The 18,638-nt window shown below is 69.7% G+C and carries 18 protein-coding genes; 9 read left to right on the top strand and 9 right to left on the bottom strand.

Annotated elements, in window-relative coordinates:
- Positions 1-5 precede the first annotated feature (5 nt).
- Complete coding sequence (locus FLV34_RS00975) at positions 6-1,307, top strand: ABC transporter substrate-binding protein (RefSeq protein ID WP_142645098.1); 1,302 nt, start codon at positions 6-8, stop codon at positions 1,305-1,307.
- A gap of 112 nt (positions 1,308-1,419) precedes the next feature.
- On the opposite strand, the gene FLV34_RS00970 is transcribed toward FLV34_RS00975, so the two are convergent.
- The 6 genes from FLV34_RS00970 to FLV34_RS00945 form a co-directional block, all read right to left on the bottom strand.
- Positions 1,420-1,896, bottom strand: coding sequence for a hypothetical protein (locus tag FLV34_RS00970; RefSeq protein ID WP_147942160.1), 477 nt, complete (start codon positions 1,894-1,896; stop codon positions 1,420-1,422).
- Between the two features lie 102 nt (positions 1,897-1,998).
- Positions 1,999-2,877, bottom strand: coding sequence for an ABC transporter ATP-binding protein (locus FLV34_RS00965; RefSeq protein ID WP_147942159.1), 879 nt, complete (start codon positions 2,875-2,877; stop codon positions 1,999-2,001).
- Positions 2,874-3,803, bottom strand: a complete 930-nt coding sequence (locus tag FLV34_RS00960; protein WP_142645101.1) for an ABC transporter ATP-binding protein — start codon at positions 3,801-3,803, stop codon at positions 2,874-2,876. The genes FLV34_RS00965 and FLV34_RS00960 overlap by 4 nt, the downstream gene beginning before the upstream one ends.
- Positions 3,793-4,782: a branched-chain amino acid ABC transporter permease gene (locus tag FLV34_RS00955; protein WP_142645102.1), complete on the bottom strand. Its 990-nt coding sequence runs from the start codon at positions 4,780-4,782 to the stop codon at positions 3,793-3,795. Before FLV34_RS00955 ends, FLV34_RS00960 begins: the two co-directional genes overlap by 11 nt.
- 13 nt (positions 4,783-4,795) lie before the next feature.
- Positions 4,796-5,941 carry a branched-chain amino acid ABC transporter permease gene (locus FLV34_RS00950; protein ID WP_261985606.1) on the bottom strand — a complete coding sequence of 382 codons (1,146 nt, stop codon included), beginning with the start codon at positions 5,939-5,941 and terminating at the stop codon, positions 4,796-4,798.
- Positions 5,942-6,557: 616 nt separating this feature from the next.
- Positions 6,558-6,938: a PaaI family thioesterase gene (locus FLV34_RS00945; RefSeq protein WP_142645238.1), complete on the bottom strand. Its 381-nt coding sequence runs from the start codon at positions 6,936-6,938 to the stop codon at positions 6,558-6,560.
- A gap of 98 nt (positions 6,939-7,036) precedes the next feature.
- Here FLV34_RS00945 and polA point away from each other — a divergent pair, with 98 nt between their 5' ends.
- Positions 7,037-9,718 carry a DNA polymerase I gene (polA, locus tag FLV34_RS00940; protein WP_147942158.1) on the top strand — a complete coding sequence of 894 codons (2,682 nt, stop codon included), beginning with the start codon at positions 7,037-7,039 and terminating at the stop codon, positions 9,716-9,718.
- A gap of 261 nt (positions 9,719-9,979) precedes the next feature.
- Here polA and FLV34_RS00935 read toward each other — a convergent pair whose 3' ends face one another.
- Positions 9,980-10,777 (bottom strand): DUF2127 domain-containing protein, encoded by a 798-nt coding sequence (locus tag FLV34_RS00935; RefSeq protein WP_142645105.1) that lies wholly within the window; start codon positions 10,775-10,777, stop codon positions 9,980-9,982.
- Positions 10,778-10,851: 74 nt separating this feature from the next.
- Here FLV34_RS00935 and FLV34_RS00930 point away from each other — a divergent pair, with 74 nt between their 5' ends.
- The 5 genes from FLV34_RS00930 (at position 10,852) to coaE (ending at position 14,962) form a co-directional block, all read left to right on the top strand.
- A complete protein-coding gene (locus tag FLV34_RS00930; protein WP_142645106.1) occupies positions 10,852-11,901 on the top strand; it encodes a polysaccharide deacetylase family protein in 1,050 nt (349 codons plus the stop codon).
- 208 nt (positions 11,902-12,109) lie between these two features.
- On the top strand, positions 12,110-13,570 hold the full coding sequence (rpsA, locus tag FLV34_RS00925) for a 30S ribosomal protein S1 (protein WP_142645107.1): 1,461 nt from the start codon (positions 12,110-12,112) through the stop codon (positions 13,568-13,570).
- 101 nt (positions 13,571-13,671) lie between these two features.
- On the top strand, positions 13,672-13,821 hold the full coding sequence (locus FLV34_RS41245) for a hypothetical protein (RefSeq protein ID WP_222709380.1): 150 nt from the start codon (positions 13,672-13,674) through the stop codon (positions 13,819-13,821).
- A 51-nt stretch (positions 13,822-13,872) separates the two neighbouring features.
- On the top strand, positions 13,873-14,346 hold the full coding sequence (locus FLV34_RS00920; protein WP_142645108.1) for a GNAT family N-acetyltransferase: 474 nt from the start codon (positions 13,873-13,875) through the stop codon (positions 14,344-14,346).
- Between the two features lie 10 nt (positions 14,347-14,356).
- Entirely contained in the window at positions 14,357-14,962 is a 606-nt protein-coding gene (coaE, locus tag FLV34_RS00915; RefSeq protein ID WP_142645109.1) for a dephospho-CoA kinase, read from the top strand.
- 262 nt (positions 14,963-15,224) lie between these two features.
- Here the strand turns inward: coaE and FLV34_RS00910 are convergent, their stop codons facing one another.
- Positions 15,225-16,382 carry an SRPBCC family protein gene (locus FLV34_RS00910; RefSeq protein ID WP_222709379.1) on the bottom strand — a complete coding sequence of 386 codons (1,158 nt, stop codon included), beginning with the start codon at positions 16,380-16,382 and terminating at the stop codon, positions 15,225-15,227.
- Between the two features lie 54 nt (positions 16,383-16,436).
- On the bottom strand, positions 16,437-17,054 hold the full coding sequence (locus tag FLV34_RS00905; protein WP_260617027.1) for a TetR/AcrR family transcriptional regulator: 618 nt from the start codon (positions 17,052-17,054) through the stop codon (positions 16,437-16,439).
- A gap of 129 nt (positions 17,055-17,183) precedes the next feature.
- Here FLV34_RS00905 and FLV34_RS00900 point away from each other — a divergent pair, with 129 nt between their 5' ends.
- Both FLV34_RS00900 and FLV34_RS00895 read left to right on the top strand, forming a co-directional pair.
- Positions 17,184-18,020 (top strand): alpha/beta fold hydrolase, encoded by an 837-nt coding sequence (locus tag FLV34_RS00900; protein ID WP_142645110.1) that lies wholly within the window; start codon positions 17,184-17,186, stop codon positions 18,018-18,020.
- Positions 18,013-18,573, top strand: coding sequence for a TetR/AcrR family transcriptional regulator (locus tag FLV34_RS00895; protein ID WP_147942157.1), 561 nt, complete (start codon positions 18,013-18,015; stop codon positions 18,571-18,573). Before FLV34_RS00900 ends, FLV34_RS00895 begins: the two co-directional genes overlap by 8 nt.
- Positions 18,574-18,638 lie beyond the last annotated feature (65 nt).

The raw sequence follows: 18,638 nt of genomic DNA, 5'->3' as shown, positions 1-18,638 counted from the left end.
GCTTCATGATCCGCATTGCCCCCCTCGGGCGGGCGCTGGCCGTCGCCGCGGCCGCCAGCCTCGCGCTGACGGCCTGTGGCGGTGGTGAGGACAGCGCCGCGCCGGCTTCCTCGGCGCCGGCTGCCGAGTCCTCGGCGCCCGCTGCCGCCACCGCCCAGGGCGATGGCGTTCTCACCGTCGGCACGTTGCTGCCGCAGACCGGCTCGCTCGCCTTCCTCGGCCCGCCGGAGTTCGCGGGTGTCGGGCTGGCGGTCAAGGAGATCAACGACGCCGGTGGTGTTCTCGGCAAGCCGGTGACGCAGATCGACACGGACTCGGGCGACACCTCGACCAACATTGCGTCCCAGTCTGTCGACAAGTTGCTGCAGCAGAAGGCCGACGTGGTCATCGGCGCCGCCTCGTCCTCGGTGTCGCTGTCGGTCATCGACAAGATCACCGGTGCGGGCGTCGTCCAGATCTCGCCGGCGAACACCTCGGACCAGTTCACGACCTACAACGACAAGGGTCTGTACTTCCGTACGGCTCCGCCGGACGTGCTGCAGGGCCGTGTCCTCGGCGACCTGATCCTCGCCGACGGCAACGACACGGTCGGCATCCTGGCCCTCCAGGACGCGTACGGCACCGGCCTCGCCGACAACGTGCAGAAGGCGGTCGAGGGCGGCGGCGGCCAGGTCGTGGAGAAGGTCATCTACGACCCGAAGGCGGCCGACTACTCGGCGGACGTCGCCAAGATCAAGGAAGCCAACCCGAAGGCCGTGGCGCTGATCGGCTTCGACGAGACCAAGAAGATCATTCCTGAGCTCGTCAAGCAGGGCCTGACCGCCAAGAAGGTGAAGTACTACTTCGTCGACGGCAACCTGTCCAACTACGGCACGGGCAAGGACGGCTTCCCCAAGGGCACGCTCGACGGCGCCAAGGGCACCCAGCCGGGCGCTCAGGTCTCGGACGACTTCAAGGCCAAGCTGCTGAGCGTCGACCCGAACCTCAAGGACTTCAACTACGGTCCCGAGTCGTATGACGCGACCATCCTGACCGCGCTCGCGGCGGTCGCCGCCAAGAGCGACGCGCCCGCGGACATCGCGGCCCACCTGCAGGAGGTCTCCACCGGCGGCGAGAAGTGCAAGGACTTCAAGTCCTGCAACGACCTGCTGGCGGCGGGCAAGGACATCGACTACGACGGCGCGTCCGGCCCGATCGAGTTCAACGAGGCCGGTGACCCGGCCGAGGCGACGATCGGCATCTACGAGTACGGCCCCGACAACACCAACAAGAACATCGCCTTCAACACCGGCAAGATCGCCGGCTGATCGCGGACACACGAAGGGCCCGCTCCGTCTGGAGCGGGCCCTTTCCGCGTGCCCGGGACCCGCGGGCCGTGAAGGACGGCCGGCCGGTCGCGGGGCGTCTCGCCGTGGCGGCTCAGGAACGGCCGCAGGCGGTGAGGACGGCGGCGGACGCCTTGCGATACCGGCGCAGCAGGTCCTTACGCTCCGAGCCGGCCGTGTCGGCCCGCGACAGGGTCGCGGCGACGCCGTCGATGGCCGAGACGGAGGCCGAGGCGGAGGCCGGCAGGTGGGGGCCGTACATCGCCAGCGTGCCGCGCAGATAGCCGAAGCGGCCGCGTACGTCCCCGTCCCAGTGCTGGGCCTCCTCCTGCCCGGCCGGCAGCAGCGACAGCCCCAGGTAGCCGATGGCGGACACCACGCGGGCGCAGGGGTCGTCGTCGGCCTTCGCGCCGGTGACGTAGACCGCGCCGGTCGTCTTCCCGGACGCGGTCCCCAGGGACGAGACGGAGTCCGGAGAGGCTCCGGGTTCGGAGGACGCCGACTGGCAGGCGGCGAGGCCCACCGCGAGCGCCGAGACGACCAGTGCGGTGCGGAGGGGGATTCGGGTCATACCGAACATTGTTCCCCTGCATGTTGCCGATGTGGTGGAAAAAAGGTCACAGACGTACGACGAGGGCCCCGGCGTCCGCCGGGGCCCTCGTGGCGAGCCGGCTCAGGCCTTGGCGAGCGTGCCCAGGTAGAGCTGGATGACCTTCGGGTCGTTGATCAGGTCGCGGCCGCTGGCCATGTAGGCGTTGCGGCCCTGGTCGAGCACGTAGCCACGGTGGCAGATCTGCAGGCAGCGCCGCGCGTTCTGCTCCACCATGATCACGGTGACACCGGCCTTGTTGATCTGCTGGGCCTGGATGAAGACCAGGTCCTGCAGCTTGGGCGACAGACCCGCGGACGGCTCGTCCAGCAGCAGCACCGACGGCTCGGTCATGAGCGCCCGGCCCATGGCGACCATCTGCCGCTCACCGCCGGACAGCGAGCCGGCCCGCTGCTTGCGGCGCTCCCGGAGGGCGGGGAAGATCTCGCAGACGAACTCGAACCGCTCCTTGAACTTGCCGGGCACCTGGAAGGCGCCCATCTCCAGGTTCTCCTCGATGGTGAGGCTGGGGAAGACGTTGTTCGTCTGCGGGACGTAGCCGACCCCGCGGGCCACCAGCGAGTGGGCCTTGAGGCTGGTGATGTCCTCGCCGTTCAGGGTGACCGTGCCGCTGCGCACCGGCACGAGCCCGAAGAGGGTCTTCAGCAGGGTCGACTTGCCGGCGCCGTTCGGGCCGATGATGCCGATCAGCTCGCCCTTCTTCACGTACAGGTCGGCGCCGTTGAGGATGTTGACGCCGGGGATGTAGCCGGCGTACAGCTCGTCGGCCCGCAGCAGCGCGTTCTCGGCTCCGGCGAGGTGGTCGGAGCGGTCGACGACGGCCGCACGCGAGACGGCCGCGTCGTCCTCCTCCGCGGCCGTGACCGGCGTGGGCTCGCCGGCCTCGCCCGCCGCGGCGTCGCGGTCCGGCTCCGCGGGGTTTTCCGGAGTGGGGGCGGTCATGCCTTCTCCTCGATCTCGGACTCCAGCTCGGCCTCGGCCTCCTGCAGCTGCTCCTCGAACTCCTCGGCGGACATCGGCGCGTCGTGGTGGGCGCCCAGGTAGGCGTCGACCACGCGCGGGTCCGACATGATGGTGTCCGGCGGCCCCTCCGCGATCACCGCGCCCTGGGCCATCACGATCACCCAGTCGCTGATGTCGCGCACCATGTCCATGTCGTGCTCCACGAAGAGCACGGTCATGCCCTCCTCACGGAGGTCCTTCACGTGCCCGAGGAGCGACTGGGTCAGGGCCGGGTTCACGCCCGCCATGGGCTCGTCGAGCATCACCAGCTCGGGGCCGACCATCAGGGCCCGGGCCATCTCCAGCAGCTTGCGCTGGCCGCCCGACAGCGAGCCGGCGAAGTCGTCGCGCTTGGCGGCGAGCTTGAAGCGCTCGAGCAGTTCCTCGGCGCGCTCGGTGATCTCGTCCTCCTGGCGGCGCCAGCTGCCCGGGATCAGCGCGCGGAAGAAGTTCTCGCCGAGCTGGTTCTGCGCGCCGAGCCGCATGTTCTCCATCACGGTGAGCTTCGACAGGGCCTTGGTGAGCTGGAACGTGCGGACCATGCCCGCACGGGCCACCCGGTGGGCGGGCATGCCCTTGAGCTGCTTGCCGTTGAAGGTCCAGGACCCCTCGTCGGCGCTGTCGAAGCCGGTGAGCTGGTTGAAGAACGTGGTCTTGCCCGCGCCGTTCGGCCCGATCAGCGCGGTGATCGACCCGCGCTGGACCTCGACGTGGTCGACGTCGACGGCGGTGAGTCCGCCGAACCGGCGTACGACCTTGTCGACGACGAGGATGGGGTCGGGCTTGGGCACGCCGGGCTCGCGGTCGAGGCCCGCGAAGGCGGCCACCGCCGCCGCTTTCCTGCTCTGGGTGGTGTCAGCGTGCATCGAGCGCGATCTCCCTCTTGTCACCGAAGATGCCCTGTGGCCGGAAGATGAGCAGGAGCATCAGGCCGAGGCCGACCAGCATGAAGCGGACCGCGCCGATGTTGTTCACGGTGAACAACGAGGGCAGCAGCCCGGCGCTCACGGCCTCGCTGAGGGTGTTGCCGACGAAGACCAGCAGCACCCAGAAGATCGCGGCGCCGACGACGGGGCTGAAGACGCGGGCCGCGCCGCCGAGGATCACGATCGTGTACGCGTAGAAGGTGAACTCCGTGCTGAACAGGTCGGGCTGCACCGACGCCTGGCCGAGCGCGAACAGGAAGCCGCCGAAGCAGCCGATCACGCCGCCGAGCACGAGCGCCTGCATCTTGTAGGAGAAGACGTTCTTGCCGAGGCTGCGCACGGCGTCCTCGTCCTCGCGGATGGCCTTGAGCACGCGGCCCCACGGGCTCTTCATGAGCAGGTAGACCAGCCCGCAGGCGATCGCGATGAGCACCCAGCCGACGGTCAGCACCCACGTCACCCGCTCGTTGAAGCTGATCGGGCCGATGCCGTACGTGCCGGGGGAGTAGGGGTTCATCGCGAAGAAGTCGCCGGAGAAGTTCTGCCGGCCGTCCGAGCCGCCGAAGACGCTGCTGAACTGGACCGATCTGAAGACGAGCCGGACGATCTCGGCCGCCGCGATGGTGACGATGGCGAGATAGTCGGCGCGCAGCCGCAGGGTGGGGATGCCCAGCAGGAAGGCCAGCACGATGGTGGCCGCCAGGCCGATCAGGATGCCGAGCCAGAACGGCAGGTGGAAGGTGGCCACGGTGACGGCCATGCCGTACGCGGCGACGCCGAGGAAGGCCGCCTGGCCGAAGTTGAGCAGCCCGGCGTAGCCGAACTGGATGTTGACGCCGATCGCGGCGAGCGCGTAGACGACGGTCTCCAGGCCGATCGAGGCCTTGACCGTGGTGACGAAAATGGTGTTCCAGTCCACGTGTGGTCTCCGATCAGCCGATGCGCTCGCGCCGGCCGAGAATGCCCTGCGGCCGGAAGAGCATGACGAGGATGAGCACCAGCAGCGCGCCGACGGTCTTCAGCTCGGTCGGCACCACGACGGTGGACAGCTGGATGAACAGACCGACGACGATGGAGCCGACGAGGGCGCCGAAGGCGGTGCCGAGGCCGCCGAGGGTGACTCCCGCGAAGACGAGCAGCAGGATCTGGAAGCCCATCTGGTAGCTGACGTTCTGCGACAGGCCGAGCATCACGCCCGCGAGCGACGCGATGGCGCCGCCGACGGTCCAGATGATCCGGATGACGCCGTCGACGTTGATGCCGGAGGAGGCCGCCAGCGCGGGGTTGTCGGCGACGGCCCTGGCCGCCTTGCCGATGCGGGTCTTGAGGAGCGCGAGCCCGACGATCACGAGCACCGCGAGCTCGATGCCCATCGCGATGAAGTTCTTCGGCGCGGCGGAGATCGGGCCCACCTGGATGCCCGGCTGGGCGTTGTAGTCCGCGTACGGAGCGCCCTCGCCGCCGAAGAAGAACAGGAAGACGTAGCGGAGGAACAGTGCCAGGCCGATCGAGATGATCATCATCGCGACCAGGCTGCTGCCGCGCTTGCGCAGCACTCCCCAGAAGAACCGGTCCTGGGTGTATCCGAAGGCTCCGCCGATCACCACGGAGATCACCGCGGCCAGGACGAGCGGGATTCCCAGGACGACGTTGAAGAAGTAGGCGCACATCGCGCCGAACGTGAGCAACTCGCCGTGGGCGAAGTTGGTGAGCCCGGTGGTGCCGAACACCAGGGACAGGCCCATGGCCGCCAGGGCGATGATGAGCCCGAGGTTGAAGCCCTCGAAGGTGAGCTGCGCGACCCGGTCCCAGAAGGAGGAGGCGCCCGACGAGGACTCCGCGGCGGCCTCGCCCGGCTGGCCCGCGGGGGCGAGGGCGAACAGGACGTTGCGCTCGCTTCCCTCATAGACCTGGACGTTCAGGGTGGCCCGGTCCTTGAACTTCAGCGCGACCCCCTGCGGGAGGGTCGACTCGTCGAGTGTGACCTTATATGTGCCCGCCTGGGGGACCGGCACCTCCCACTTGCCGTCCGCACCTGTGGTGGCGTCTCCGACGGGTTTGCCGTCTTCGCCTGCCACGCTGATCTTCACGCCGTTCACCGGCTGGCCTTGGTTTTGGAGTGTGCCCTTCAACGCCTCCCCGTCCGCCCAGGCGGGGGAGGAGAGGAGAAATACGAGTCCACCCAGGAAGGCCGTGAACGCGATCACGGCTCTGCGCAATGGTGCTCCCTCTGGTTCAGGTCTTGGCGGGGTCGTGCCCCCACTGCGGACGCGCAACATCGTCCAGGTTGCTGCGATGTTGTGGCCGGAGCATAAGCCTGAGACGCCCGTTTCCGGGTTGTTCGTCACCAATTGGTGACCATGGTGTGTCACTGACGTGAGAAAGGCTTCGCAGGTCAGGGCATGTAAGGAGTCAACTGGAGGATCACTGCTGTAGGAGCCGGGGGATCGGCGCCGGAGAAAAGCATGAGCCCGTGAGAAGGACCTTTGGGACCGTACACAGCTTCCCCGGCTCCGCACGTTGTCTACTCGGTCTTCTCACGGGCTCTGGAGCCACAACGGTAGCGACCGGAGCGACCCCCGTGCAAAGAGAGTCGCAAGCCGTTCCGTTATGAGGCCCAATGCGTCGTAAGGGTTTTTCGTGGTTCTTGCCCGGCCGGCCCGCGGGCGGGCGTGCCCCGCGAGCCCGGCGGCCTCAGGAGGCGTCCTTGAGCATGCAGGTCAGACGGGCCGTGCACACCGCCCGGCCCTCGTCGTCGGTGATCTCGATGACGTACGTCGCGAGCGTGCGCCCGCCGTGCACACGGGTGGCCACGGCGGTGACGTGTCCCGAGGTGGCGGAGCGGTGGTGGGTGGCGTTGATCTCGATGCCGACGGCGATCCTGCCCGGGCCCGCGTGCAGGGCGGCGCCGGTCGAGCCGAGGGTCTCGGCAAGCACACAGGACGCGCCGCCGTGCAGCAGCCCGTACGGCTGCGTGTTGCCCTTGACGGGCATCCGGCCGACCACCCGCTCGGCGCTGGCCTCCAGGATCTCGAGCCCCATCCGCCGGTGCAGGTGGTCCCCGGGCGCGTTCATGAACGCCACGAACTCCTCGGGATTCGTCAAGGTCAAGGGGACGCCTCCTGTGGGAAGAGCACGGGTTTTCTGTCGTACAGGGAGACTAGGCTGCGGATGTGCCGAAGAGTGAAGCGACCCCCACCCGTCCGTGTCTGCTGCTCCTGGACGGGCATTCCCTTGCTTATCGCGCGTTCTACGCGTTGAAGGACGCGAACCTCATGACCACCGATGGTCAGCACACCGAGGCGGTGTACGGCTTCACGTCGATGCTGGCCAACATCCTGCGTGACGAGCAGCCGAGTCACGTCGCGGTGTGCTTCGACCGGAGCGAGCCGACCTTCAGGCACGAGGCGTACGACGGCTACAAGGCCAACAGGGCGGAGACTCCCGAGGACTTCCGCGGCCAGATGCAGCTCATCTTCGAGCTGCTCGACGCGCTGCGCATCCCGCGCCTGTCCGTGGCCGGCTTCGAGGCGGACGACCTGATCGCGACGCTGGCGACCCGGGCCTCGGCCGAAAGCATGAACGTGCTCATCGTGACCGGCGACCGCGACGCGCTCCAGCTCGTGAACGACAACATCACGGTGCTCATGACCCGGCGGGGCATCAGCGACATGACCCGCTTCACCCCCGAGGCCGTCAAGGAGAAGTACGGCCTCACCCCGGCGCAGTATCCGGACTTCGCGGCCCTGCGCGGCGACCCGAGCGACAACCTGCCGAGCATCCCGAGCGTGGGGGAGAAGACCGCCACCAAGTGGATCGTGGAGTACGGCTCGCTCGACGAGCTGGTCCGGCGGGCCGACGAGGTGAAGGGCAAGGTCGGCGAGAAGCTCCGCGAGCACCTCGGCCAGGTGATCCACAACCGGATGCTGACCGAGCTGCGGCGCGACGCCCCGGTCGACGTGGAGCCGTCCGCGCTCACCATGGGCCTGTGGGACCGCGAGGAGGTCAACAAGCTCCTCGACGCGGTGCAGATCCGCGGAGAGCTGCGCGAGCGCCTGTTCAAGACCCTCGGCACCACCGAGCCGGAGGCGGGCGAGGGCTTCGAGCTCGAAGTGACCGTGCTCGAACCCGGCCAGGTGGCCGGCTGGCTGGCCGCCCTCCCCGAGGACCGCGCCGGGCTGGCCTTCCAGGGCACGTACGGCAGCGGCACCGGGCGGATCGACGGCCTGGCGATCGCCTCGCCGGGCGGCGCCGCCTACCTCGACCCCACGCGCCTCACCGAGGAGGACGAGGCGGCGCTGCACGCCTGGCTGGCCGACGAGAAGCGGCCGAAGGCCGTGCACGACGCCAAGGGGCCGCTGCTCGGGCTGTGGGCCCACGGGCACGACCTGCGCGGGCTCACCTGCGACACGGCGCTCGCCGCATACCTGGCGATGCCGGGGCAGCGGTCGTTCCCGCTCGACGACCTGGTCCTGCGCTATCTCCACCGCGAGCTTCGGGCGGAGTCCGCGCCCGGCGGGCAGACCTCCCTGTTCGAGGATGCCGACGAGGGCGCGGCCCGCGACCTCGCGCTGCGCGCCCAGGCCGTGCGCGACCTGGCCGACGCGCTGGAGGCCCACCTGTCCCAGCGCGGCGGCACCCGGCTGGTGACCGAGGTCGAGCTCCCGCTGGTGCGGGTGCTGGCCCAGATGGAGCGGGCAGGCATCGCCGCCGACCGGCAATACTTCGCGGCGCTGGAGGCCGAGTTCGGCGCGGCCGTCAAGCAGGCGGTCGAGGCCGCCCACCAGGTGGTGGGCGAGCAGTTCAACCTCGGCTCGCCCAAGCAGCTGCAGGAGGTTTTGTTCGGCAAGCTCGGCCTGCCCAAGACCAAGAAGATCAAGACGGGCTACACGACCGACGCCGACGCGCTCGCCTGGCTGGCCCAGCAGACCGACAACGAGCTGCCGGTGATCCTGCTGCGCCACCGCGACCAGACCAAGCTGCGCACCACGGTCGAGGGCCTGATCAAGGAGATCGCCGACGACGGGCGGATCCACACCACCTTCAACCAGATCGTGGCGGCCACCGGGCGGCTGTCGAGCGAGAAGCCCAACCTGCAGAACATCCCGATCCGCACGGTCGAGGGCCGTCGCATCCGCAAGGGCTTCGTGGTCGGGGAGGGCTACGAGACGCTGCTGACGGCCGACTACAGCCAGATCGAGCTGCGGATCATGGCCCACCTGTCCGGGGACGAGTCGCTGATCGCGGCCTTCGAGTCGGGCCACGACTTCCACCAGGCCACCGCGTCCCGCGTCTTCGACCTGCCCCCGGAGCAGGTCGACGCCGAGCTGCGCGCCCGGATCAAGGCCATGAACTACGGCCTGGCCTACGGCCTGTCCGACTTCGGGCTGTCGGGGCAGCTCAACATCCCCGTCGCGGAGGCCAGGGCGCTCAAGGAGGAATACTTCGAGGAGTTCGGCGGCGTCCGCGACTACCTGGAGTCGATCGTCGCCCAGGCCCGCAAGGACGGCTACACCGAGACCATCCTCGGCCGCCGCCGCTACCTGCCCGACCTGACCAGCGACAACCGGCAGCGCCGGGAGATGGCCGAGCGGATGGCGCTCAACGCGCCCATCCAGGGCTCGGCCGCCGACATCATCAAGGTCGCCATGCTCAACGTGCAGAAGGCGATCGAGGGCATGCGCTCCCGCATGCTGCTCCAGGTCCACGACGAGCTCGTGTTCGAGGTCGCGCCGGGCGAGCTGGAGGAGCTGACCGAGGTCGTGCGCACGCAGATGGGCCGGGCCTACGACCTGAGCGTGCCGCTGGAGGTCAGCGTGGGCGTCGGCACCACCTGGGAGGACGCCGGCCACTGACCCACGGCCCGGGCACGCGCCCGCGCGCTCCCGCACCCCGCGAACCGGGCTGTCCTCCCGGGCCGTCTTACTGGGGGCAGGGGCGATGACCACGGCATTCCGGGCGCTCTCGCGCGCCCGGCGCGCAGGGCCGGGCGGACTGCGCCGTCTACCGGGCGGCAGGGTTCGCCGCGCGCTGGTCGAAGCGGGGCCGGCCCTGTGGCCGACGGGTCAGGGCGGCCGACGGCTCAGAGTGGGCGACGGGTCAGGGATGGCGACGGGTCAGGGATGGCCGGTGGGGCGGGTGCGCCTGCGGTCGCGCCCGGCCAGGGCCAGGCCCGCCTGCTCGACCTCCAGCAGGCTGGTCTCGTGCCGCTCGGTCTCGTACGCCGCCCGCCCGCCGCGTAGCCCGAACAGGCGCTTGCTCAGCGCGATGTACAGCACGGCCGCGATGTTGATCAGGAGGATCACGATCCGGAACGGGCTCGCCTTCTCGGCGATCTCGTAGATCTCCACCGGGATGAACGCCGAGGTGACGACCACCGAGAAGTACTCGCCCCATCGCTTCAGCAGCCACAGCCCGATGCCCTCGGTCAGCAGCAGGGCCGCGAGGACGAGCAGGGCGAGGCAGATCCAGGTGAGGGTCGTGGTCCGCGCGCCCAGCGCGGTCCGCAGCGTGTGCACCACGCCCGAGTGGTCGAGGTTCCACCCGAGTTTGCGGGCCAGCGGCTGGACCAGCGGGAGGTCCTGGTCGAACGCCCGCCGTACGGCGTCGTGGTGGGCCCGGAACCGCCACACGCCGTAGGCTCCCGCGATCACGAGCAGCGCCTTGGCCCAGCGGAAGACGGCGATCAGCCGTAGCACGGCGGCGTCCCGCAGCGCCCGGCCGCGCAGCACGACGGGCGCGTCGCGGGCCGGTCCGGCCCCGCGCGGCGGGCCCAGGGTGAAGTCGCCGCAGCGCAGGCAGCGCCACGCCTCGCCCAGCGCGGTGTCGGCGCGCAGGCGGCTTCGCAGCGCCTCCTCGTCCGGCGCGTAGGTGACGTGCCCGTGCCGTCCGCAGGCACGCAGGCTCCAGTCCACAGGAAAATTGCAACACACGCGAATGCGGACACGCCGGGCAGTAAGGTCAAATAACTGTGCGCAACCTTGCCCGGATGACGGCGATCGTGAATGTCGTCGTCGTCGTGATCGGTCTTGCCGTGCTCGTGCTGTTACCCCGGTCCACGGGCGAGGAACGGCCGCAGGCGCGGCCGGCGCAGCCGAGGTCGCCGTCGCCCAAGCCCAGTGCGGCACCGCCGAAGGCGACCGCCGCGTCGGCCAGGAAGGTCAAGGCGAACGAGGCCGGCCTGGTGCCGGTGATCATGTATCACCGCATCCTGCCCAAGCGGCTGGCGTCCATCGACCGGACTCCCGCCCAGCTCCGCAAGGAGCTGGAGCGCCTGGCCAAGGACGGCTACGTGCCGATCACCGCGGCCGAGCTGGTGGCAAGGAAGATCGACATCCCGGCCGGGGCCCATCCCGTCGTCCTGACCTTCGACGACGGTCATCCCAGCCACTTCGCCCTGGACAAGAACGGCATGCCGAAGAACGACACGGTCGTCGGCATCATCTTCGAGGTCGCGGCGAAGTTTCCGACCTTCCGGCCTGCCGCCACCTTCTACGTCAACCACGACCCCTTCGGCCTGCGGGACCGCGAGCAGCAGAAACAGGCGGTGAAGTGGCTGCTCGACCACGGCTTCGAGGTGGCCAACCACACCTACTCCCATCCCGATCTCCGCAGGCTTTCGAACAAGAAGGTCGCCGAGCAGATCGTGCGGCAGCAGCGGCTGCTGAAGAAGATCGGCGTGCCGGCCTCGACGACCTTCGCGCTGCCGTACGGGTCGATGCCGAGGAAACGGAGCAAGGCGCACGACGGCACCTGGGACGGCACCCGCTACCGCTTCGACGCCGTCTTCCTCGCCGGGGCGGAGCCCACGGTTTCGCCCTACGCGAAAAGTTTCCCGCGCTACGCGATCCCGAGGATCCAGTCCAACGGAAAACACGGCGAATGCCGGCGCTGGTGCACGACCTACTGGCTGGATTGGCTCGACAAACACCCAGGAGAGCGTTATACGTCGGATGGGGATCCGGCCCGAGTCTCGGTGCCGCGTAAACTCCGGGCAACGCTCTCGCCGTCCCGCGCGAAGTCGGTGATCACCTACTAGCCGTTCGCCTGGTTGCCTCGGATTGACCCGGCTCGCTCCGTCTCATATGCTGATCGCTGCGCTGTGGGCTCGCGCGCGTCACGGACGGAGCGGGCTCGCGCTCGGTCATCTGGTGGCTACCAGGAAAGCAGCATCATCCGGTGAACGAAAAACGGCCCGCCGCGCTTCTGTCACAACGACATCTGTCCGGTTCGGAGCAATTCCACACATGACGAGCAGCACTGAGGCCACCTCGAGCACCCCGCAGGTAGCGGTCAACGACATCGGTTCCGAGGAGGCCTTCCTCGCCGCGATCGACGAGACCATCAAGTACTTCAACGATGGGGACATCGTTGAAGGCACCGTTGTCAAGGTCGATCGAGACGAGGTCTTGCTCGACATTGGCTACAAGACCGAGGGCGTTATCCCGTCGCGCGAGCTCTCGATCAAGCACGATGTCGACCCGGCCGAGGTCGTCGAGGTCGGAGAGCACGTCGAGGCCCTGGTCCTCCAGAAGGAGGACAAGGAAGGCCGCCTCATCCTGTCCAAGAAGCGCGCCCAGTACGAGCGCGCCTGGGGCACGATCGAGAAGATCAAGGACGAGGACGGCATCGTCACCGGCACGGTCATCGAGGTCGTCAAGGGTGGCCTGATCCTCGACATCGGTCTGCGCGGCTTCCTCCCCGCCTCCCTGGTGGAGATGCGCCGCGTCCGCGACCTTCAGCCGTACGTCGGGCGCGAGCTCGAGGCCAAGATCATCGAGCTGGACAAGAACCGCAACAACGTGGTCCTGTCCCGCCGTGCCTGGCTGGAGCAGACGCAGTCCGAGGTCCGCCAGACGTTCCTCAACACCCTGCAGAAGGGCCAGGTCCGCAAGGGCGTCGTCTCCTCGATCGTCAACTTCGGTGCGTTCGTGGACCTCGGCGGCGTCGACGGCCTGGTGCACGTGTCCGAGCTGTCCTGGAAGCACATCGACCACCCGTCCGAGGTCGTCGAGGTCGGCCAGGAGGTCACGGTCGAGGTTCTCGACGTCGACATGGAGCGCGAGCGGGTCTCGCTGTCGCTCAAGGCGACGCAGGAGGACCCGTGGCAGCAGTTCGCCCGGACCCACCAGATCGGTCAGGTCGTGCCCGGCCGCGTCACCAAGCTGGTGCCGTTCGGTGCCTTCGTCCGGGTCGAGGAGGGCATCGAGGGCCTGGTCCACATCTCCGAGCTGGCCGAGCGCCACGTGGAGATCCCGGAGCAGGTCGTGCAGGTCGGCGACGAGATCTTCGTGAAGATCATCGACATCGACCTGGACCGCCGCCGCATCTCGCTGTCCCTCAAGCAGGCCAACGAGGGTGTCGGCGCCGAGGTCGAGTTCGACCCCACGCTGTACGGCATGGCGGCGACCTACGACGAGCAGGGCAACTACATCTACCCCGAGGGCTTCGACGCCGAGACCGGCGAGTGGCTCGAGGGCTTCGACAAGCAGCGTGAGGAGTGGGAGCGGCAGTACGCCGAGGCCCAGGCCCGCTTCGAGGCGCACCGCTCGCAGATCGAGAAGGCCCGCCAGGAGGAGGCGGCGGCCAGCGAGGCCGCTCCGTCGTCCTACAGCGGCGAGACCAGCACGCAGTCCGGCGGCGGCGCCCTCGCCTCCGACGAGGCCCTCGCGGCCCTGCGTGAGAAGCTGGCGGGCGGCCAGAGCTGACACCCGGTCTCTTCTGACCGGAGGTCAACGGCCAGTCCTCCACAGCATCACGAAAGGCCCCGCTTCGGCGGGGCCTTTCGCCATGTCCGGGCGGTTTTCCCATGCGGGGGGGACGCCTCGCCCCGATGGGCGGCAGGATGGGTCCCGTGATCGAGAGCGCCGGGCCGGTGCCGCCGCTGCGGCTCCTGGAGACCCGGCGCGGCGACGGCTCGGACAACGTGATCCTGCGATACGCGGTGCGCGGCGAGTGACGTCCGGGTGCCCGGCCCTGCGGAGCGGGGCGTGCCGATAGGGTGGCCCTCGTGGTGGAGATCACGAGGGCCCTGCCCGTGGACGCGGGGGAGATCCTCACCCTGCAGCGGGCGGCGTACGTCACCGAGGCGCAGCTCTACGGCGACCCGTTCATCGCGCCGCTCGTCGAGTCGCTCGACCAGGTGCGTACGGTGATCGAGACGGCGGTCGTGCTCAAGGCGATGGACGGCGGGCGGCTGGTCGGCGCGGTCCGGGGCCAGATGTCCGGCTCGACCTGCCTCGTGGGCCGGCTCGTGGTCGCGCCCGACCGGCAGGGGCAGGGGATCGGCAGCGCGCTGCTGGCCGCGATGCACGAGGCCGTGCCCACGGCGACGGCCTTCGACCTGTTCACGGGCCATCTGTCGGGCGGCAACCTGCGGCTCTACCGCCGCCTCGGCTATCGGGAGACCCAGCGCGAGCGGGTGCAGGACCACCTGACCCTGGTCCACCTGCGCCGGGAGCCCCGGCATCAGCCGGCCCGATAGGCTGCGGCACGTGCTGAAAGTTGGGCTCACCGGCGGCATAGGTTCGGGCAAGAGCGAGGTGGCGCGGCTGCTCGCGGCCCGCGGCGCGGTCGTCGTCGACGCGGACAAGATCGCCAGAGAGGTCGTCGAGCCGGGCACCCCCGGGCTCGCGGAGATCGTCGAGGCGTTCGGCGAGGACGTGCTCCGTCCCGACGGCAGCCTCGACCGGGAACGGCTCGGCGCGATCGTCTTCGCCGACGCCGAGAAGCTGAAGATCCTCAACGGCATCGTCCACCCCAAGGTGGGCGAGCGCAGCGAGCGGCTCCAGCGGGAGGCCCCGGACGACGCGGTCGTCGTCTATGACGTGCCGCTGCTGGCCGAGAACAACCTCGCCCCGCTGTACGACGTGGTGATCGTGGTGGACACTCCGGACGACGTGCGGCTGGAGCGTCTGCAGCGGTTCCGCGGCATGCGGGAGGAGGACGCCCGCGCCCGGATCGCCGCCCAGGCATCCCGGGAGGACCGGCTGAAGATCGCCGACATCGTCATCCGCAACGAGGGGTCGCTGGACGACCTGGAGGCTCAGGTCGACAAGGTCTGGCAGGACCTGAGCGGCCGGGTCGCCCACAACGCCTGACAGGAGCCACCGGGTCGGTCTGCCGTCGGCGCGCCCCCGAGGGCCGGATCACCTCGGCGCGGCGGCGCCGCCTGGCCGAGCCCTGCCTGGCCGGCCTGGAGACGACCGTCCCGGCCGGGAACTGGCCGGGTATCAGGCGGACCCGGTCTCCGGGAGCCGCCGGTGAGTGAGCACTCCCATCGCCCGGGCCGCTCCGCCCGGAGGCCGCACCGGCGTCCGGGCGGAGCGAATCTACAACGTAAAGCCGTCGAGCCCGGAGCGCTCACGGGCGTCCGGCGGCGGCGCCTTCCACCCAGGACCGGTAGGCGTCGAGGACAAGGCCGTGGAAGTGGTGCACGCCGTGCTCGGACAACCCCGAGCCGGACGGGTCGCACACGATGCGGCCCTGGTCGAAGGCCGGGGTGTTCATGCCCCGCTGCACGCTCTCCACGATCGTGATGTCCTGCTGCTGCAGCACCTCGTCGATGTAGCGCACCGCCTCCACCTCGGCGTCCAGGAGCTCGGCCGTCTCGAAGTAGAAGTCCCAGGTCTCCAGGGTGCGGCCGGGACCGGCCGGGATGACCTGCAGGACCATGAAGTTGCCGCGGCCGGGGTAGCGCAGCAGGCAGGTGTTGGGCCACAGCCACCACACCGCGTGCTGCGTGACCGACGCGCCCGCGACGTCGTACGCGGCGTTGTCGTGCGTGCCGGCCTCGGCGAAGTGGCTCGACCAGATGCCGCGGGTCTTCACCTCGTAGGTGTCCATGTCGACGAGGTCGACGAACTCCTTGTGGGCGATGTGGCAGTGGTAGCACTCCAGGAAGTTGTCGATGACGTTCTTCCAGTTGGACGCGATGTCGTACGTCAGCCGCTTCGCGAAGGTCAGCTCGGCCACGTCGGGGGCCCATTTGGCGATGTCGGCCGCCAGATCTCCGGCCTGCTCGGCCAGGGGGACGGCGTCCGCGTCCAGGTTCACGTAGACGAATCCGCCGAACTCCTCGACCCGCACCTGGTCGAGGCAGATCTCGTTCTTGTCGAAGGTCTCCATCGCGTCGGCGCGGCGGGCCGCCTTCAGCCGGCCGTCCAGGGCGTACGTCCACGCGTGGTACGGGCAGACGATGTTGCGCGTGGTGCCGGACCCCGTGAGCAGCTCGTGGGCGCGGTGCTTGCAGACGTTGTAGAACGCGCGCAGCGCTCCGTCGCGATCGCGCACGACCGCGATCGGCATGCCGGCCACGGTGGCCGACACGTAGCTGCCGGGGGACGCGAGCTTCTCCACATGGCAGATCCACTGCCAGGTGCGGGCGAAGATCGCCCGGAGGTCGACGTCGAGCCATCGCGGGTCGGTGTACGTCTCGGCCCGCAGCGACATCGATCGTGCGGGGTCCTCGTGATATCCGGTGCCGACGCGGCGTACGTCGTCGATCGTGACTGAAGCCATGGCCGGAGCATACGAGCGTCTGAACGATCGTTCAATATATTCCTGGACGTTCGTTCAGTCCTGCCGCTGTGCCGCCGGTGTGCCGGCGAGCGCGATCTCCTCGCAGCGGGCGACGTTCCTGCTGATCGAGGCGTGATCGAGCCCCAGCAGGGCGGTGAGCCACAGGCCGTTCTGGATGACGTCGATGTCGGCGGCACGCCTGCCGCACTCGTCGGCCGGCAACTCGGGGCGGGCCGCGTGGATCAGCGCGGCCAGTCCGGCGCGGTAGCGCTTCTGGGCCTCGGTGTTGATGCGTTCGAAGTCCTCGTGGGCCTGGGCGAGCGCCCAGAGCTGCAGCCGCAGGGACAGATACTCGGTCGTCAGGAACTCCGGATCGGCCACCCGCTTCAGCGCGGCTCGCAGCCGCTCTTCCGGTTCCAGGGCAGGGTCCGGCTCGACCAGTGCGATGTCCTGCTCCTCGATGCGGCGCAGGGCCGCCCGAATGAGGCTCGTCTTGTCCTCGTAGTGGTAGTTCACCAGCCCCAGGGAGACCCCGGCCTCGCGCGCGACGGCGCGCATGCTGACCCCCGAGATGCCCTGCAGGGACAGCAGCCGGAGTGCCGCCTCGAGGATCCGCGCCTGCCGGTCGATCTTCTCGTCGGCGTCCATCGCGCGCACGGGCCTCGGGCTCACCTCCACAACCTTAGCGGCGGCGGGAACGGCGCGTCAGTGGCCGCTCCTCGCGGCGGGGACGGCCCGTCTTGACGGTAGCGGCTAATGCCATTAGCCTTTGGGCTATAATGATGAGCCTGGAGGGCGAAAATGACCGAGTTCCTGAAGATCGGCGAGGGTGAGATCGCGTACGACGTGACCGGCGGGGGCCCGCTGGTCGTGATGGTCCCCGGCATGGGGGACAGCCGTCGCGCGTACCGTTTCCTCGCCTCGGCGCTGACCACCGCCGGATATCGCGTGGCGACCATGGACCTGCGCGGGCACGGCGAGTCGAGCCTCGGCTGGGACTCCTACACCCGCACCGACACCGCGAACGACATCGTCGCCCTGATCGAGCACCTGGGCGGGCCGGCCGTCGTCGTCGGGCACTCGTTCGCCGGGGGAGCGGCCACCATCGCGGCCGCGCAGCGGCCCGAGCTGGTCGACGCGCTCGTGGAGGTCGGCCCCTTCACCCGGCCGCAGAAGCCCGACCTGGGCGGGCTGCTGAGCAACGGTCACTACCGCAAGGGCATGACGCGGCTCATGGGCGTGGCGCTCTTCCGCAGCATCGGGCTGTGGAAGAGCTACCTCGACCACGCCTACCCGGGCGTCAAGCCCGCCGACTGGGCGGACTACCTGGCCGCCCTGGAGAGCGACCTGCGCAGGCCGGGCCGGATGGCCGTCGTGAGCGCGATGGGCGCGTCCGCCCCCACGGACGCCGGCGCCCACCTCGGCGACATCCGCTGCCCCGCCCTGGTCGTCATGGGCACCCGCGACCCCGACTGGGCAGACCCCCGGGCGGAGGCGGACGGCGTCGTCGCCGGGATGCCGCAGGGTCTCGGCGAGGTGGTGATGATCGAGGGCGCCGGGCACTACCCGCACGCGCAGCACCCCGACGAGGTCGCCGCCGCGATGCTCGCGTTCCTCAAGGAGCGCGTCCGTGGCTAGGGCCGCCCTGTCCCCGGACGCCGTCGTCGACATCGCGCTGCGCGTCGTGGACGAGGAGGGCCCCGAGGCGCTCACCCTGTCCGCGGTCGCCGGGCGGGCGGGCGTCGCCACGCCCTCCCTCTACAAGCACGTACGCAACCTCGCCGAGCTGCGCGTCCTGGTGTCCGGGAGGGTGATGGGCGAGCTGACGGAGGTCGCGAGCGAGGCGGTGCTCGGCCGGTCGGGAGACGAGGCGCTGCGCGCCCTGATGGACGGGTGGCGCGCCTATGCCGGCCGGCATCCGCACCGCTACTCCGCGCTGATCCAGGCGCCCCGGCCCGAGACGGCCGAGACGGGAAACCGGCTGGTCGGCATCATGGTCGCCGCGCTGCGGGCGTACGGGCTCGAGGGCTCGGCCGCGATCCACGCGGTGCGCTGCCTGCGCGCCGCGATGCACGGCTTCGCCGTCCTGGAGGCGGCGGGCGCCTTCCAGCTCGCCGAGGATCTCGACGAGAGCCACGCCCTGCTGATCCACATGGTCGTGTCCGGCCTGCGGACGGCCCACGAGCGCTGAGCCCTCCCGTGCCCTGCCCGGGCTGTGCAGCGCCCGCGAGCGATGTGCCCGGGCCGCCCAACGCC

It is taken from the genome of Microbispora sp. CSR-4 (genome assembly GCF_008033685.1).
Lineage (GTDB): Bacteria > Actinomycetota > Actinomycetes > Streptosporangiales > Streptosporangiaceae > Microbispora.
Note: the sequence above shows the minus strand (reverse complement) of the source record. Positions and strands in the feature narration are given on the sequence as shown.